The 16,870-nt window shown below is 62.5% G+C and carries 13 protein-coding genes; 4 read left to right on the top strand and 9 right to left on the bottom strand.

The window, feature by feature from the left end; genetic code table 11:
- The first annotated feature begins 457 nt into the window (after positions 1 to 457).
- Positions 458 to 2,209 (top strand): IS1634 family transposase, encoded by a 1,752-nt coding sequence (locus BUS42_RS23845; RefSeq protein WP_083670021.1) that lies wholly within the window; start codon positions 458 to 460, stop codon positions 2,207 to 2,209.
- On the opposite strand, the gene BUS42_RS23840 is transcribed toward BUS42_RS23845, so the two are convergent.
- Positions 2,136 to 3,332, bottom strand: coding sequence for a hypothetical protein (locus BUS42_RS23840; RefSeq protein ID WP_143206450.1), 1,197 nt, complete (start codon positions 3,330 to 3,332; stop codon positions 2,136 to 2,138). The two genes, BUS42_RS23845 and BUS42_RS23840, sit on opposite strands and share 74 nt — an antisense overlap.
- 702 nt (positions 3,333 to 4,034) lie before the next feature.
- Between BUS42_RS23840 and BUS42_RS23835 the strand changes: the two genes are divergently transcribed.
- The 3 genes from BUS42_RS23835 to BUS42_RS23825 all read left to right on the top strand — a co-directional run bounded on the left by BUS42_RS23835 (position 4,035) and on the right by BUS42_RS23825 (position 7,368).
- Entirely contained in the window at positions 4,035 to 5,636 is a 1,602-nt protein-coding gene (locus tag BUS42_RS23835; protein WP_143206449.1) for a hypothetical protein, read from the top strand.
- Positions 5,633 to 5,905: a PT domain-containing protein gene (locus BUS42_RS45325; protein ID WP_254053703.1), complete on the top strand. Its 273-nt coding sequence runs from the start codon at positions 5,633 to 5,635 to the stop codon at positions 5,903 to 5,905. Before BUS42_RS23835 ends, BUS42_RS45325 begins: the two co-directional genes overlap by 4 nt.
- 662 nt (positions 5,906 to 6,567) lie before the next feature.
- Positions 6,568 to 7,368: a hypothetical protein gene (locus BUS42_RS23825; protein WP_074310288.1), complete on the top strand. Its 801-nt coding sequence runs from the start codon at positions 6,568 to 6,570 to the stop codon at positions 7,366 to 7,368.
- Positions 7,369 to 7,829: 461 nt separating this feature from the next.
- Here BUS42_RS23825 and recN read toward each other — a convergent pair whose 3' ends face one another.
- The 8 genes from recN to BUS42_RS23785 form a co-directional block, all read right to left on the bottom strand.
- Positions 7,830 to 9,563, bottom strand: coding sequence for a DNA repair protein RecN (gene recN, locus BUS42_RS23820; RefSeq protein ID WP_083670460.1), 1,734 nt, complete (start codon positions 9,561 to 9,563; stop codon positions 7,830 to 7,832).
- Positions 9,564 to 9,803: 240 nt separating this feature from the next.
- Positions 9,804 to 10,565 (bottom strand): alpha/beta hydrolase, encoded by a 762-nt coding sequence (locus tag BUS42_RS23815; protein ID WP_074311397.1) that lies wholly within the window; start codon positions 10,563 to 10,565, stop codon positions 9,804 to 9,806.
- A 60-nt stretch (positions 10,566 to 10,625) separates the two neighbouring features.
- A complete protein-coding gene (locus tag BUS42_RS23810) occupies positions 10,626 to 12,242 on the bottom strand; it encodes a DNA methyltransferase family protein (RefSeq protein ID WP_254053702.1) in 1,617 nt (538 codons plus the stop codon).
- A gap of 56 nt (positions 12,243 to 12,298) precedes the next feature.
- Positions 12,299 to 12,631, bottom strand: a complete 333-nt coding sequence (gene metG, locus BUS42_RS23805) for a methionine--tRNA ligase subunit beta (protein ID WP_074310284.1) — start codon at positions 12,629 to 12,631, stop codon at positions 12,299 to 12,301.
- Positions 12,632 to 12,729: 98 nt separating this feature from the next.
- Complete coding sequence (locus tag BUS42_RS23800) at positions 12,730 to 13,329, bottom strand: Uma2 family endonuclease (RefSeq protein ID WP_074310282.1); 600 nt, start codon at positions 13,327 to 13,329, stop codon at positions 12,730 to 12,732.
- A gap of 163 nt (positions 13,330 to 13,492) precedes the next feature.
- Entirely contained in the window at positions 13,493 to 13,813 is a 321-nt protein-coding gene (locus tag BUS42_RS23795) for an Mpo1-like protein (protein WP_074310280.1), read from the bottom strand.
- A 96-nt stretch (positions 13,814 to 13,909) separates the two neighbouring features.
- Complete coding sequence (locus BUS42_RS23790; protein WP_074311393.1) at positions 13,910 to 15,529, bottom strand: multiheme c-type cytochrome; 1,620 nt, start codon at positions 15,527 to 15,529, stop codon at positions 13,910 to 13,912.
- 210 nt (positions 15,530 to 15,739) lie between these two features.
- Positions 15,740 to 16,870 carry a DUF1573 domain-containing protein gene (locus tag BUS42_RS23785; RefSeq protein ID WP_074310278.1) on the bottom strand — a complete coding sequence of 377 codons (1,131 nt, stop codon included), beginning with the start codon at positions 16,868 to 16,870 and terminating at the stop codon, positions 15,740 to 15,742.

Raw genomic sequence — 16,870 nt, 5'->3', positions numbered from 1 at the left:
AGACCAACCAGGCATACTTCCAACATACGTTCCGCACATCTCGCCTGCAATTTCTCGGAATTTTCACCTCCTGCTATTTCTGGCATACGCTGATGTATTGGCTCCCGCGACCCGCTCCTTCCATGATCTCCGCCACTGACTTGCTCACATCACGCCTCCTCGTCCCGCCAACCCATCGTGATCGTTCCCCATCGATTCTTCGCTTGTTTCCCATGCAAGGCAATGTCCCAACCGTTCCCTGCCTCCTTTCGGAGTCAAACTTGAGGATTCGCTTTTGACGTAAGTCTTGCGGGCCTAGACTTACGTCAAGGCGTAATTATTTCTGCAAGTCAACAAAATTTTCCACCTTGACCCGCTCGACTCTCGGACAATCATGCCGACGGGAATCACAACCCGACGCCTGTCGCCAATCGCGGGCATGTCGAGGACGATTTGATCCCTCTCGAGGCCATGGTCCATGCCAGAACAAAAACGACCGCGCCAGTCGAATCCCGCTCCCGATCTCAGTCCCGGCGAGGCGGCCCACACCGGCGGTCAGTCCCTCAAGTCCTTCCGGCTCGGCGCCCTTCCCATCCTCGATCGGATCATCCGCCGACTTCGACTGGATGACTTCCTCCGCCAATACCTTCCCCCCGAGGATGCCCGCCAAAAGATCGCCACCTCCACCGGCCTCCTTCTCTTGCTCAAGAACCTTCTCGTCTCCCGTGAACCCATGTATGGCGTCGGCCAATGGGCGAGTCGCCACCCCGCCGAGTGGTTCGCTCTGACCCCGGCCCAACTGCCCCACTGGAACGACGACCGCGTCGGACGTTGTCTCGACCGACTCTTCGACGCCAATGTCCCCTCGTTCACCCTGGCCGTCGCCACCCATGCCGTGGCGGAGTTCAACGTCGCATTGGACGAACTCCATAACGACTCGACCACAATCACCTTCCACGGCGACTATCGCGAGGCGGCCCAAGAGGACCTGATGCGGGGCCAGAAGACCCAGGCCATTACCTGGGGGCACAACAAGGATCATCGCCCTGACCTCAAACAACTGCTCTACGTCCTGACCGTCACTCGCGATGGCGGCGTACCGGTTCACTTCCGCGTCGAAAGCGGGAATACCACCGACGACCGCACTCATCGTGCCACCTGGGACCTGCTGTGCCAGTTGACCGGGCGACGGGACTTTCTCTATGTGGCCGACTGCAAGCTCGCCACCGCCGAGAACATGGCTTACCTGCACCAGCACGGCGGCCGATTCCTGAGCATCCTGCCTCGTACCCGCTCCGAAGATGGCGAATTCCGCGCGTTGTTGTACCAGGACCAGGTGACCTGGAAGCCGATCCATGAGAAGCGGGATGAGAAGGGAGTTCTCCTGGAACGCTACAGCGTGGCCGACCAGGCGACCCTCAGTGCCGAGGGCTACCGTCTGATCTGGTGTCACAGCACACGGAAAGCGGAAGTCGACGCATCATCACGTCATCAGCAAGTGGAGCGTGCGTTGCTGGCGTTGTCGGAACTGCGGTTAAAACTCAGCTCGCCGCGTAGCCGCTATCGCCAACTCGGAAAGGTCAAGGAGGCGGTCGCGGCCATCCTGGAGCCGCGGGACTTGGCCCGGTGGATCACAGTCGAAGTCGTGGAAAAACGGGAGGAAACTTACCGTCAGGAGGGGCGTGGCCGTCCCAACGACAAGACGCGCTACGTGAAAGAGGAGACCGTTCGCATCGCATTGACTTACCGCATCGACCATGTTGCTCTCGCGGCGGAAATGTGCGTCGACGGTGTCTTTCCCCTAATCACCAACGAGTTATTGCTTACTGAGGAAGAATTGCTATTAGCATACAAGCGTCAGCCGGTAATCGAGAAGCGGTTTTCGCAACTCAAGACAGACTTCGAAGTGGCTCCCGTGTACCTGCAGAACGTGGGGCGGATCCAGTCGCTGCTTTGCGTCTATTTCTTGGCCCTGTTGACCGAGGCGCTGCTGGAGCGGGAACTGCGTGCGGCGATGAAACGCGATGGTGTGAAGAGTGTGCCTCTGTACCCGGAAGGTCGAGCGTGCCATCGCCCGACGGCACGTCGGGTGATTGATTTGTTCGAGGAGGTGCAGCGTCATCAGCTGATCGTGGAGGGGCAAGCGCCAGTGGAATTCACGACCGAGCTCTCCAAGTTGCAACGCCAGATTCTGAACCTGCTTGGCATGGCGACGGCCTACGATCGCTGAAATTGCAGGCCGCCGGAAATTCGGAGATAATGAACCAGAGATGTGCGGAACGTAGGTTCCAACGCCACCGAAACCGAGTCAGAAAGAGCGCCGGGTAGACCCAGATCACGAGCGCCGCGGCAACGAACAAGTGGGCTTTGTAATGAAGCGCCAACCCGGTGGCCAGGAAGGCCAGCGCCACGAGCGAAAGCCGCCCGGTCCGGCAGCCCTCAAACATCAGGATCCAGGCCACCGCCAAAATCGCCACCGCGTACTGGCCGGCGGGAGCGATCTGCTGGAGCCAGGCGTATCCCAGGCAGGGGTTGGCGAACCCATGCCACGAGGCGTCGGGCAAGAGCAACAGGACGGCCGCGGCGGCGACCCCCGCTCGATCACCCCACAGGGAACAGATCAGGGCGTAGGCAGCAAGCCCGGAGAGGACCACTCCGAACGGCACCTGAAAACTCGTGTAGGCCAGGAAAGTCGGCGTCCCCGTCATCCTCGCCAGCAACGCCGTTGTCATGTAACTACCGTGGTGGTAGAACCACATCGGCTGGCCCGCCATCCGCGGGTCGTCCATCACGACCGGTCCGGGCGAATCGCGGAACACCTGGACCTGCCGGGCGTGAAAGAGACTGTCCACCCACGGCCTGAGCACCACCCCATCGGGAAAAATGCTTTGCGCCGTGATCGAGTCCTGCGACCAGAGCGTGGCCGCCGCCAGGCTGAGGATGACCGCCAGGAGACCCGGCATCGCCAGGCGCAACCCGCGCTCCGCGGGCCGGGGTGGCCCAACGGCCTGCAAGGCGAGTGCGCACGCCAGCAAGATGACGGCGTTGGTGATGATCGAGAACACCGAAATCCAGGCGAGTACCAGAAGTGCGGAGTTGAGCAGAAGAAAACCAAAGAGAAACGCGGTTGGAAAGTCATCGCGCCCGTCCACCCCGGCGATGCGTACCGCGGAACGCCCGACCAGGACGGAGACCCAGCCAAGGACCAGGAAGAACAACGGCACGGCGGGCGTCAGGGTCTGCGTGGCAGCCGCGTTCCAGGCAGCGAAGGTCAAGGCACAAGCAACCAGGCCAGCGAGTTCGGGCCGGGTCGGACAGAACCTCCGAAGTGCACACAATGCCAGGTGCCACATCGTGGAATCAACAGTCCCCAAGTGACTCGTCGAGACCGAACCCGGCAGCCTGGGTTGGCTAAGGACGAGACCAAATCGATTCCTTTTCCTCAGCTTCGATTCGACATTCGTGACAACCACGCCAGATTCGCATACTCGGCATCCCGAACGTGCGCGGTCTCACTTTCTCACATGGCCAGACGTTTGTAAAGTGCCTTCCATCGTTGGTGATGGGATGTGCCTCCCGTCGTTGGCGAAACGATCGGAGCGGATTAAGGACCGGCGAGCCTTCGAAAACCGGGGGATGAGCGGCCCAACGAGGAGGAAAACCGAAAGAATTCGCTGCCATTCTCGGCGACGGCGTCGCTGCGATACTACGGACGTGCATCGTTTCTCCACAACGACGTCCTGGCAGTCCCTCGAATGGATCCATCGGATTGCGTTCTGAACCAGATGCCACGGATCAAGGATCGGCGCTTGGCCTCACCGACCTCCCGACTCCGTGCAATCGCAGGCTCTTATCGTGACAGATTTTCAGCCCCTGATCTTCGTGCACACGTTCGCCGAGGCACCGTCAGGGCCTGACTTTGACTCTCATAAGTGTGAACTCAAACCATGATATTTCGAGTCTTTCATGCTCGAACTTGCCCTGAAGGGGCCGAACGGAACGTCGAGGGCGAACCCGGGGCAAAGGCTGGTGGACCGTGGTCGAGCCGACGCTGGGTGCTCCATCCGTTTCTGATCGCGGTGTTCCCGATCCTGTCGCTCTATGCACACAACGTGGACGAGACGCCGGCGGCGGAGTTAGTGGCGCCGATCGGCCTGATCCTGATCGGAACGCTCGCGGTCTGGGTGGTGGTGCGACGGTTGACCGGAGACACGCTGAGGTCGGCCCTGGCGACCTCGTTGCTGGCCTCCTTGTTTTTCACGTTCGACCTCTGCACTCAGGCGGTCAACGGTCTTTTGAACCACCTGAGCCGACTCTGGGGCCAGAGCGAGCACCACGTGCATCCGTTGCCCATGCTCGGGCTCCTCGCGCTTGCGGCGGTGCCCGCTCTCCTTGCGATCTGGCGTCGGCTGAAGGAACCGTGGGCCTGGACCAGCTACCTGAACGCGTTCTCCCTGATCCTCGTCGCCCTCCCCACGGGCAGCGCGGCAATGGCCCGGATGGGTGCCTCGGCCCATCCGAGCCATCGCCGTAATGAAGCCGTGCCCCTCACCCCGGCGCTCGGGAAGCGGCCCGACATCTACTACATCATCCTGGACACCTACGCGTGCGCCGACGTGATGAAAAACCAATTCGGTTTCGACAACGGGCCGTTCCTGACCCGCCTGGAGCAGAAGGGGTTCTTCGTCGCACGCCAGAGCACGGCCAACTACTGCCAGACGCGGCTGTCGCTCTGTTCTTCACTGAATTTCGACTATCTCCAGGCGCTCATCGATCCCGCCGCCCGGGACCTGACCGGGATGACCCCCTTGATCGGCGAGAATCGCATCATCAAGTCACTTCGGCCTCTTGGCTATAAGTATGTTTCTTTTTCTTCAGGTTACGACCCCACCGAGCATCCGGCCGCGGACGTCTACCTCCGTCCGCGCAAGCCAATGACCGCGTTCCACCGGATGCTCATCGGCATGACGCCGATGTGGGTCATGATGACCAAGGCGGATACCAGGGACTTTTTCGCATTCTCTCGCGAGCGGACGCTCTTCGTCCTCAATCACTTGCCCGACATCACCAAGATCCCCGAGCCAACGTTCACCTTTGCCCACATCCTCTGCCCCCATCCTCCGTTCGTCTTTGGAGAGCAGGGGGAGGACATCAGCCCGCGCAGGCGTCTGTTCTCGCTGGCCGATGGCGACCGATATGCCCAACAATACAACTCCGCCGCCGGCTACCGTGACGGCTACCGCAAACAATCCACGTTCCTGACCAAACAGGTCGAGCACACGATCGAGCGGATCCTCGCCACTTCACCCGAGCCCCCCGTCATCATTCTCCAGTCGGATCACGGCTCGGCTCTGTTTCACCACGTGGACGACGTCGACAAAACCGACCTCCACGAGCGAATGGGGATTATCAACTGCTTCTATTTTCCGGACAAGAATTACGAAGGACTCACGGATCGCACCACTCCCGTCAACTCCTTTCGTATCGTCCTGAATCACGTCTTCGGAGCAAGTCTGCCGTTGCGAGAGCCACGCAACTACTTCTCGACGTCCAAAGACCCACTTGACTTTATCGACGTCACCAAACGGTTGGATCCCAGCCTGGTCGGCCAAGGAAAGTATGCCCCCCCTTCGTCCTATGGCGGTCTGATGCCATGAACCCGGGTAGCGTCCGACCGACCGACCGACCGACCGACCGACCGACCGACCGACCGACCGACCGACCGACCGACCGACCGACCGACCGACCGACCGACCGACCGACCGACCGACCGACCGACCGACCGACCGACCGACCGACCGACCGACCGACCGACCGACCGACCGACCGACCGACCGACCGACCGAGGGTCGTTTCGTCCCGATCAGCGGTGCGCGGTCGCCTCAACATGGCATCGTCAACCCGCCGGGGGAACGCTCTTCCGTGAGGTCATGCCACCTTTGCCAGCCTCAGAGTTGGTGAAGGTGGATCATTCGCATCGCAAAACCAGCGTCAACCAACGGCAGACCGCTGTGACGGACCACGCCAACGAGGTCGAGACCAGAGACAATTACTTCAACAACCAATACTCAATAACGCTTAACTCCACAATCCATTGGCTCTTAAACACAAATCAAAATTCAAGCTGTCACTTCAAGCGATCGTTTGCTCCTTCAAATCCCTCACGACAACACGATCTCTCCGGACGTCGTCCACTTCGGTGGCACGTCTTTGGACGTCTGCGTCAGAAAACAAAGACTGGGGCGAGTGGGTTGACCTTCCAGGGCGGCGGGACGCAAGCCTCTTGCTCCGCAAAGTCCTGGCGGTCTCGCCCTCCCGCGGAGCCGCACTGTCACAACATGCGTCGCCCAATGTATGCTCACAAGGGGAATCTCATACAAGAAAAGAAGGCGACGGCGATGCCCGAATTCGAAGCTCCTGGACGCGGGAATGACCGGGTCGTCGAGCGGGCAATCCCGCAACCGTGTGGCCGGGGTGCGCGGCGTCGCCGCTAAGCGGGATAAAGAAGGATGGGGCGGGGAACGTCGACTCGCGCGAAACCAGCCTCCGGGACATCACATTCCACTGTTAAGTTGAGGAGTCGCGACTATGGCGAGCGCCGAAGAGAAGTTGAAGGCTTACGTCGACGCGATCGAGAAGGATTTGGAGACCCAGATCCAGGGGGCGCTGAACGGCATGCCGTTGATGGACCGGCGCGTCCTGGCGATCCGGGGCTACTTACGGTTTCCGTCGATGGGACGAGGCTCCATCGGCGCCAACTGGGCCTGGTCGAACCAGGACATGGAGGAATTCAAGAAGACCGCCGAGTTCACAAAAATGAAGGAAGCCGTCGCGGACGTGAAATCCACCTTCGCCGGCGAAAACCCGGGCTTCACGCTTGGGGTTGACCCCGACAAGGTCCGTAGCCTCGAAACCCAGGTCGAATTGTGGAACCAGAATCCCACCGTCCAGAGGTTGGGCCTGGAGCTGAAGACCAAGCTCCTGAAGACGCTCGAGTCTTTGCCGGATATACCGGATGAAACGAGCCTTCAGGCGTTCAAGAAGGTCCTGGTTGAAGCCAGCCTGAGCAACACTCCCTCCAATGCGACACCAGGGTTATCACAGCACGGCCAGGCCAAGGCGTTCGATTTTGTCGTGTTCAAAGGCCGTGACGTCGTCGCGGGCACCGTCACGGCAACTCTCAAGGAGAAGTGGGACGACGCCGGCTGGACGGCCAAGCTCAAGTCAGCGGTTCAGGCGGCCGGCGGCAAATTCGTCGGCCCACTCCCCGCGCCCTACGAGCCCTGGCACTACATCTACAAGGCCGCGGCGGCGACCGCGGAGGCGCGTACCGGGACGGGCAGTACCTTCTCGTCCGACATGTGTGGAACGTCCTTGCGGAGGCATTGAGCACGCCCCCCTGAGTTGAAGGCGGGACTCCCCCAGTTGGCCGTCCGTGCCGCTGGGCGGAGGTTGACCGGGTCCGCGTCACCCCGTCTCTCACCGCCGTCGGTCCGTCCCCGCGCCTGGCCGATTAGACATCGATCCGCGGGCGCGTCACCCCAGTTGGTCCGCTTAGAAAAACAAACAACCGAAAGACTGACCCACGCGGAGACGCGAAGGAGTCGAGAAAGTATGATGAGCTCACAGGGGCGAGGGTGGATCCATCGGTCAAAATCAATCACTCTGTCGGCCTACCCATAAACAAACTCCTATTTCATCCCGCGTCTCCGCGTGAACCAGGGGCAAGCTGGAGGTCCAGGCACCTCACGGGGACACCCCATCACAGATCCGCTGAGATTTCGCACAAAAACGATCGAGCCGCACGCTTTGGAATCGAAAATTTGTAAAAGATGTTTCCGCGCAAGCCGTTAGCGAGCGGTCTGCGCCTCGAGAAGCATCGAGAGCGCTTCCTGGCGGGTTCCCTCGGCGGCCGAGTCACCACGGAGCATGGCCGCCAGTTCGGTCACACGGTCGGAATCGTCGAGCGGAGTAATTGTGGTACGGGTCCGGCCCCGTTCCACCTGCTTGCGGATCACCCACTGGAGCCGCGCGAAGCTGGCCATCTGGGGCAGGTGGGTCACGCAGATGATCTGATGATGCTCGGCCAGCTCGGCCAGGTTCTTGCCGAGGATCGCCCCGAGCCGACCGCCGACGCCGGTGTCGATCTCGTCGAAGACCAGGGTCGGCACCCGGTCGGCACCTGCGAGAACCGTCTTCACCGCGAGCGTGACCCGCGACAGCTCCCCGCCCGAGGCGATCTTGCGGAGCGGGCGGGCTTCCTCGCCGGGGTTGGCCGCGAAAAGCATCTCGACCCGGTCGATGCCCGCATCCCCCGGCGCCGATAGGGTCGGGTCATCGCCCAGGGGCTGGGTCACAACTTCGACAGTCAGCTTTGCGCTGGCCAGCCCGAGCGTCTTGAGCCGCCCTTGGATCGCCTTGCCGAACGCCTTGCATGTCTTCTGCCGCGCCAGCGAAAGGGTCAGGGCGGCCTCCGTAAGCGCGGCCCAGGCCTGGGCCAGCGGGAGGTCGAAGCCGAGCAAGTCGGCATCGTCCTGGTCGATTGTGGCGAGTTGCGCGTCGATCTCCGCGCGACGCGCAGCGAGATCATCGGGCTCGCAGTGGAACCGCGCGACGAGCCGGCGGTAATGGGCCAACCGGGTTTCGATCCCGTCGAGCCGGGCGGGATCGTCGTCCCAGGTTCGGCTCAGGTTGCGTAAGGCGTAGGCCACCTCGCGGGTCTCGTCGGCCAGGCGTCCGAGGTTGGCCGCGGCTTCAGCAATCTCGGCGACCGCGCTCGCCAGCGGCTCGAGGCGACGGGCGACCCGTTCGAGCAGCTCTTGCGCCGAGCGATCGGCCTCGTAGAGCAGGGCATAGCCTTCGGTCGCGGCCTCGCGCAGGTGCTCGGCATTGCCCAGCCGATGGGCATCGCGGGAGAGCTCGTCAAACTCGCCGGGGCGGGGGTCGAGGGCGGTGAGTTCATCACGTTCGAATTCGAGCAATGCACGCTGGCGCTGGCGATCGTGCGCGGCCTGGATCAGAGCGAGCCGCTTGCGGCGGAGTTCGTCGTGCGTCTCGCGGCAACGTCGAAAGGCTTCCAGTTGGGGACCAAGCCCGCCGTGGGCGTCGAGCAGGGAGCGCTGGCGGTCAGGGTCGAGCAGGGCGCGGCCTTCGTGCTGGCCGTGGATGTCGATGAGCCGCTCGCCCAGGGCTTGCAAGGTGGCGACCGTTACGGGCAGGCCGTTGGCCTGAGCCGACCCGCGCCCTTGGGCCAAAACGCGCCGGGTGAGGATCAGTTGGTCGTCATCGAGCGGGCCCCCGAGGATCGCCTCGAGCTCGGACCGGAGTGAAGGATCCTTGACCTCGAACACGGCCGCCGCGCGGGCCTCGCTCCGCCCGGCACGTACGAGGTCGGCCGACGCCTTCCCCCCCAGCACCAGCCCAAGCGCCGTCAAGAGCAGGCTCTTGCCCGCACCCGTCTCGCCCGTCCAGGCACAGTAGCCCGCTTGAAGCTCAACATGGACATCCTCGATCAACGCCAGGTTCTGAACCGAGAGTTCGCGAAGCACAGCCGGTGAGCCTCCCAACTCGCACGAGTCATCCATGGACTTTGGATCAGGTGTGAACGGACGTCAATGCGAGCAATCCTATCGTCTCGTCCACCTCCTGGGGAATAGGCTCCTCGCGGCAATGCTCCGAATCCGCCAGCGCGAACCGTAAAGGCCTCAAGGAAACAAGCCGCCCATCCCGCCGAACCTAAACGGTTCACCTGATCGTAATTCTCGACAGCCGAATCGGTGATCCCACGGGACAAGCGCATGGCGACGGGCGTTGCGTCGATTCCTTTACTTCGTGTCGAGTCCTAGGTTCCGCGCGTGGAATGCCAAGGCCTCGCGCACATGCAAATCCCAGTACCCCCAGTCGTGATTACCGGGATACTCTTCATATTCATGCCGGATATGAAGATCGTCGAGATGTTTGTGAAACGCACGGTTTTGTTCGATCAGGAAGTCCTCTTTACCGCAGTCGATCCGGATCGCCGGGATCCGACCGTGATCGATCCGCTCAACGATCGCGAACGGATCTTCGGGCCCGCCCTTGGCCGAGGTCCCGAAGATCCGCGGGAATTCCGGGCTCAGGGTCTTGGCCTTTTCGGGATCGAGGTGGGGGAAGGAAAGGGCCCCGGAGTGCGAGCTGACGCTCGCAAACATCTCAAAGTGTTTTAGACCGATCTTGATCGCCCCGTAACCTCCCATCGACAGGCCGCCGATGGCGCGTCCCGCGCGTTCCGCCTTCACCGGGAACGTTCGATCGACCAGGCCGACGACATCTTTGATCAGGTCATCTTCATACTTCTGAAGCCCATCGACTGAATTCGTATACCACCCTCGGCCACCGTCGGGCATAACGACGACCAGAGGCAGCCTGCCGACGTAGCGTTCGATGCTCGTCCGTCGCATCCAGATCGTGTGGTCGTCGGAGAGCCCGTGAAGCAAGTAGAACGTCGCCCAGGGACCGGGGATCGCCGGGTCGTCGGGGAAGATGATATTGAAGGATGACGCTTTCTGAAGTGAGCGGCTATGGTAGTTGAGCGTCGCAAAAGCCATAAACGGACTCCAAACCGGTTCGAAGGCCTCGGGCACCAAAGTCACGGATCGATCGATCGGTCAGGGGATGATCGCCGATTCTCGCGAGTCGAGCGACAACGTGTCGGTCTCGTTCTCGGAAATTACGGTCTCGGCGGCAAGCAGTCGCGCAAACTCGTCTTCGGCACGCATGAGCAAGGCCCGATGGTCGACGTACCCGGAGAGCGCGGCGAGGTCGAGCCGAGCCAGGAGCGCCTTGGTGATCGGCCGCTTGGCATCGCGAAAGATCAGCGCGTCGATCAGCGCGAGGGTGGCGGGGTCATTGAGGAGCGCGGTCGTGATCGCCGCTTGCTCGGGGGACCGGCAAGGGAGGAAGTAGCACGTATCATCAAACATCACGGGCCGGCCACGAACCGATCCGACCGCATGAAACCGCGGCGCCTTGCCCAGGCCCGAAACGGCGACCTTGTACGGGGCGAAGCTATAAGGGCCGATTCCGAACATCGCAAACGGGGCCTGGCCGCGATAGATCGACGACTTCCGCCTGGCAAAGGCCGCCGCGTGCCCCGCAAGATAGGCCCAGAGCCGAGGGGCCGCCTGCTCGAGCCCGCGCGTGTCCTGGCCGACCCGGCGTTGGGTCACGATGACCGCGCGGGTCGGCCGCGAGACGGGACCACGGACAAGGTCTGCCCCCTTGAGCAGCGGGTAGACCCAGTCCGACTCGACGTTCAACGTCTCACCCTGCTTGTTGCGGAGCGAACCAGGGCCCAGGTCGTGCTCGAGTTCCATGACCGTCGCGGCATCATGCTTGAGCCCTTGTCGCCAGGTCAGGGGACACGGGCCGTCAGCAAACGCGAGCGGCCGGTAGCGATCGAGGTCGGCGACGAGCCTGCCCCGCACAAACCCGATCGCCGACTCCGGCCGGACGGAAGGGAACCCCGCGAAAACAGGCACGCGTTCCAACCCCGCGCCCACTCCGACGCCCACCTTGACTCGGAAGAGGCAGGCATCGACGGCCGCCCGGAACCAGGTCTTGGCGTCGAACCTGACGATCGAGGCCTCGGCAATCGGCAAGTCGCCCCGCTCGGCAAACTGGAGGATTCCACGAGCCACCGACGTCTTGCAGAGCAAGGCGATCGTGGCCTCCTCGCCCGCGAGTTCTCTGAGCAGCTTGAGCCAGATCGCCTCGGCGATGTCGAAATTCGAGGCCCCCGTGCGGGCATCGATCCCCCGCAGTTGCTTCACGTTCGACTTCCGCGGTAGGTTCTCGCTCCCCAACACCCCAAGCTCGGCGTTGGTCACCCAGGGAGGGTTGCCGACTACGAGCAAGGGCCCGGGCTCACGCCAGGCGAGATCGCGTCTGAGGTCGAGGTCGAAGAGATTGGCTCGAACGACCTCGAGCCGCACCGAGTCCGTATCCCGGGCGAGCGCCTGGGCGGCCTCATAATGGCTGGCCTGGATCTCGATCCCGCGAATCTCGCGGGGAGGAGAGGTTCCGTCGATCAGCCCTTTGAGGAAGTGGCCTCGACCGCAAGTCGGCTCCAACACCCGCGGCCACTGCTCACCGATCGGCCCGAGCCGTTCGAGGACGGCGGCGACCAGCGCAGGGGGAGTCGGGAAATCACCGAGGTCCCGACTCAAAGCTCTGGCCCCCAGCGTGAGCGTGACAGGACCGGCCGGCGCAGGACGAGGCGACACGCGAAGAGGAACCGCGATCGATCGGTCGATTCCTCTTCGCCGCCCGTTGGCCTGAATTATTTGATCTTGGCTCCGACAACGCACTCGGGGTCGTCGGCGGTCAGCACGATCACGCGCTCGCCCGAAGTCGCGGCCAAGAGCATGCCGTTGGAGGTCTCGCCGCGAAGCATCGCGGGGGCGAGGTTGTTGACCACGACGATCAGCTTGCCCACGAGTTGCTCGGGCGTGTAATGCTGACGGATGCCGGCCACGATCTGCTTCTGTTCATCGCCGACGTCGATTTGCAAAAGCAACAACTTATCGGCGTTGGGATGCGGCCTCGCTTCCAAGACCTTGGCCACCCGCAACTCGATCTTGGCAAAGTCGTCGTACGTCACTGGCTCGGCCATCGGCGCTCCTCGTCTTCTCGATCTCAGATTCCACGGCATTCCATCCGGCATCCTAGCCGCGCTCTTCCGACCTTGTCAAGCGAGACCTGCACCTACGTTCACACACTCTCGAGAGGACCGAGCAACTCGTCGGGGCGAACTTCCAGGCCGGGCAGGAGGTGGGTGCGGTATGTGGCGCCGGACGCGACGACGGTCTCTTCCCAGGTATCGCCCGCGCGACGCAACACGAGGATTCGCCGGGAGGCGGGGTCGATGATCCAGTATTCCGTGACACCGACGCGAAGGTATTCCTCGCGTTTCTCGACGTAGTCCCGATCCTCGCCCCCCTTACTGACCACTTCGACGACAATGTGCGGGGTCCAGCGGGTCCAGATGTGCGGACCCGGCGGTTGGGGGTCGAGATAGATCGCCTGGTCGGGATGACGGTCCGACTGCATGCCAGGGAGACGAAGACGGCAGTCGCTTCCCCCCGCGCCGAAGGTAATGACGCCGGGATGTCTGTCTTCGTAGACGATGAACATCCGGGTCAACCGTCGAACAATGCGGCCGTGATCGGGACCGGGGACTTCCGTCACGACGATCACTCCCCGGGCGAGTTCATAGAGCCAACCTTCCTCGAAATCCGCCGCGATGAACTCGTCGAGAGTGAGTCGCTGGCCGTGGTCGGCCGAACCGATTGCGCGGGTGGTGGTGGCCATCGGCGGTAGTCTCCGAAGGGGAACTCGCGACGACTCCTCGGGAGAGTGGGGAAAAGGTCTGTCCGTCTCGGCAGACCATCCGGAGGCACGACTTGTCAGTCGAGAGGGATGCAATCCCCAGGGTCGTCACCTCCGGTAGATCCCAACAATCTCAGTTTCCAGGCTACCGGCTCCGTTGCGGGGTTGCCAGGCGGAGCAGGCCGCCGCAAAGGCCGCGGATCACGGCCCAGGCGATCACGAACGGGGTGCTCGGGTGCTTGAGGATGGTCGGCTTGTTCTTCTCGAAGGCGAAGTGCCCGAAGAACATCAGGGCGTAGCCGCCGAGCACGAGACCGAGCGACCAGAGCGGATGGAACGGGACCAGGATGACCGCCAGGGCGATCATCGGCCAGCCCGCGCCGACGTGGAGGAAGTGATTGACCGGGTGGGTGTGATCCTTGCGGTACTTGACCACGAACCGGTCGAGCTTCGAGGGAGCACTCATTCGCGGATTCCTTCCCTTGTGAACCTGATCGAGTCCGTCGAGTCGAACCGTCGGCCGCAACGGATCGTCGTGCTTTGCTTCAGACCCGTTTTTCGGTTACTTCGCCGGCTGGCTCGCCCCGGCCGCGGTCACCGCCGGCTTGATGCCCTGGTGGACCTTGGGGTCGGTGTACTGGTCCAGCTTCGAGTGCGCGATCTGCCCCCAGTAGGTCTGAAAGTTGAACGTGGGCGAGTTGTCTTCATCGTGACAGCGATAGCAGAGCCCCGCCTTGTCGGCTCCCGCGGCGGTCCGCACGATCAGCTTGCGAAACTCTTGGTTATCCGGTTCCTCGACATGCTTGGAGGCGGGGCCGTGACAGTTCTCGCACTGATTGCCTTTGAGGTAAAGCGTGGCCGCGGCCGACTTCCAGCCCGAGTTGTACTCGAATCCCGTCGTGTGGCACGAGATACACTCGGCGTCGAACTGGTGATCACTCCGATCCCCCTTGGGATCCTTGACGATATCCTCGAACGCGTGGGCGTGCTTGGTGGCGGCCCACTTGGCGTGGGTGCCGGGGTGGCACGTCTTGCACGTCTCGGCACCGACGAAGGTCGCGCCCGGGGCGCCTCCGACGAAATTGCGACGTGGGAAGTTCTCGACGACTCCCGCTTGCTTGAGCATCTCCTGGAAATCGTCCTCGATCAGCTTTCGCATCGGCCCGGCGTCGCTGTTATAGCGACTGTTCAAGGGCACGCGCTGAAAGCGGTACCGCTGGTTCGAATCGTTGTACAAACCGATGACGCCGACATACTTTCCCTTCGTGCCCACCTGGATCAGGAGCGTCTTCCCCCCATTGAGCCGCTCGGGATCGGCATCCGGGTCGGAGTTCGAGGTCGCCACGACGATGTCGAACCCGGGGAACTTCGCGGCCAGAGACTTGGCCAGTTCCGGCGGGCCCTGGACGAGGAGGACCTGGGTGTCGGTGTCTTTCTCGAGGTCGGCCAGAACGCCGGGCAGGGCCGCTTCGGGCGTGAGAATGGTGGGCAACAGCGCCTCCTTCTCATCGTCCTTGAGCTTATCGAGCGCAACGGGATCGAGGATCGCCGTGATTCCGATGGTCAACGGACCGACCTTGGTCTTCACGCTCGGCCGGATGTTCTGGTCGAACCCCTCGGCCGGCTTGACGTTGGCGACGACCACGCGGGGCTTCTCGGCCAGGTTGATGATCTGTCCGAGCGATTCGCCGACCCCCACCTTGAGATCCTCAGCACTGAGCGCGAACGCGTCGTACTTCAGCATCTCGAGGGCCTTGAGGGCCACGCTGAACTTGATTTTGACTTGTTCGGGGCCGCCTCGGGCGCCGGCCGGGTCCTTCACCAAGCTGCCGAGGTCGACCAAGGCCAGGGGCCACTGATCTTTTTCGCGGAGATGCTGAATCAGGTCGTAGCGGCGTCGGAGACCGCCGAGCTGGCCCGAAGTGCAGCCGCAAGGCTCGAGGTAGCCATCTTGTTCGCCCGAGATCAGCAAGGCCGCAACGGGCTTCGGCCAGTCGGCAAACAACTTCTTGCTCGATCCGGTCTCGGACCCCGCAGGGCCCGGTTTGTCGTCCCCCGACAGCGGCTTCGCCGCGGGAAGATCCCCCCCCGTGCCGTCGGATCCGGAGTTGCAACCGACGTAGGCCAAGAGACCCATGGCCAACGCCAGGGCGGCCAGCGGCCGGAATGAGGAGCGAGACATCGTCATCCTTTCCCGAATGTGGGGGACGAAGACAGGGGTCTCGTGCCCGCGCCTATCGTGGAGGATGCGGCCGCAACGATCCCCCACGCCGACCCTTACGGGCCTTGGAGCACGCTGTTATAACGCCCTCCGCGTCCCGAGATAAGGCCAATCGACCCGATCCCTCCCGGACCGGGGAGAACTTGGCCATCCTCCCCGACCCCTACGGCTTCAACCCGCGTCGCGAATGAAGCCGTAGATGGGGATCTTCACTTCCTTGGCATACGGGTGGTCGGTCTCGAGAATAATCTCGTCATCCACCGTTCCCGTGGGCAGGCCCGGAGGCACCGTGACGATCAGCCGGTACTTACCCGGTTTACTGGTTTTATCGCCTGGCGCGATCTCAACCTTGAATTTCTCCGGCTTCTGCTTCACCTCGAACTTGGTCTCGCGGTGATTCTGGACCAGCAGGATCAGGTCGACCTTCCCCCCCGTCTGACTGGGGATCCCCGAGAGCCGCAACTTGGCTGGGACCATGGAGATCGGCCCGACGACCTTGCCAGTCAACGTGAGCCGCAGCTCGGCTTCCTTGGGGTGATCGGTTTTCACGACCAGTTCTTGGAGGAACGTGCCCAGCGTCATCCCGCGCTTGATCGTCACCGTCACTTGGCGGCCGGCTTTGGTCTTGAGTTCCTTGCACATCGCCTCGGGAAGGTCTTTTTGCTCGGCCGTGATGTATTCAGGGAGCGAAGTGGCCAATTCGGTGATCTTGAGGTCGGGCTTGTCCAGCGAATACACGGCGAAAGTGACCTTGTGCGCTTCCTCGTCGCTCGAGATCTCCGAGATGCTGATCGCCTGATTCTCGGGAGGGGGATAAATCATCACCGCCGGGCTGACCTCGCCTTCGGCAGCGAAGGTAATTTTGGGCCGCTCGGGGTCGTTGGTGATGAGCGTGGCCGGCTTGTGGTAGTGGCCGTTGGCCAGCGTCTCCCAGGTGAGGTGGACCACGGTCTCTCCCTTGGGAGGGACCGTCTTCGACCCACTGACTCGGCGATTCGCGTCCATGAAGCCGGCGACCGTGCAGGAGCAAGGAGGCGCTTCCAAGGTCAGAATCAGGTCGCCTTCCCCCTCGTTCTTGATCGTCCAGTCCCGCTCGAACTTGCTGTGCAGCGCCTTCGAGCCGAACTTGTAGATCAGGTCGCCGTCGACCACGGCCTTCGGAAACGGTCCCTTCTGCCCAGGGGATGCCGGAAACTCCGGTCCATTGCCAATCGAGGGTTCCAGCGAAACGCTTTGAACGACGATGGTTGCAGTCGCCGTCAGCGCGACGACGAGGACCGCCAGCAGGATCCAGCGCACCAT

The sequence above is a fragment of the Singulisphaera sp. GP187 genome, from assembly GCF_900129635.1.
Taxonomy (GTDB): Bacteria; Planctomycetota; Planctomycetia; order Isosphaerales; family Isosphaeraceae; genus Singulisphaera.
Note: the sequence above shows the minus strand (reverse complement) of the source record. Positions and strands in the feature narration are given on the sequence as shown.

Coding starts and splice junctions, on each gene's coding strand:
- BUS42_RS23845 (WP_083670021.1), top strand. CDS start 458: ATGCCAGAACAAAAACGACCGCGCCAGTCGAATCCCGCTCCCGATCTC.
- BUS42_RS23840 (WP_143206450.1), bottom strand. CDS start 3,332: ATGTGGCACCTGGCATTGTGTGCACTTCGGAGGTTCTGTCCGACCCGG.
- BUS42_RS45325 (WP_254053703.1), top strand. CDS start 5,633: ATGAACCCGGGTAGCGTCCGACCGACCGACCGACCGACCGACCGACCG.
- BUS42_RS23825 (WP_074310288.1), top strand. CDS start 6,568: ATGGCGAGCGCCGAAGAGAAGTTGAAGGCTTACGTCGACGCGATCGAG.
- recN (WP_083670460.1), bottom strand. CDS start 9,563: ATGGATGACTCGTGCGAGTTGGGAGGCTCACCGGCTGTGCTTCGCGAA.
- BUS42_RS23815 (WP_074311397.1), bottom strand. CDS start 10,565: ATGGCTTTTGCGACGCTCAACTACCATAGCCGCTCACTTCAGAAAGCG.
- metG (WP_074310284.1), bottom strand. CDS start 12,631: ATGGCCGAGCCAGTGACGTACGACGACTTTGCCAAGATCGAGTTGCGG.
- BUS42_RS23800 (WP_074310282.1), bottom strand. CDS start 13,329: ATGGCCACCACCACCCGCGCAATCGGTTCGGCCGACCACGGCCAGCGA.
- BUS42_RS23795 (WP_074310280.1), bottom strand. CDS start 13,813: ATGAGTGCTCCCTCGAAGCTCGACCGGTTCGTGGTCAAGTACCGCAAG.
- BUS42_RS23790 (WP_074311393.1), bottom strand. CDS start 15,529: ATGTCTCGCTCCTCATTCCGGCCGCTGGCCGCCCTGGCGTTGGCCATG.
- BUS42_RS23785 (WP_074310278.1), bottom strand. CDS start 16,870: ATGGTGCGCTGGATCCTGCTGGCGGTCCTCGTCGTCGCGCTGACGGCG.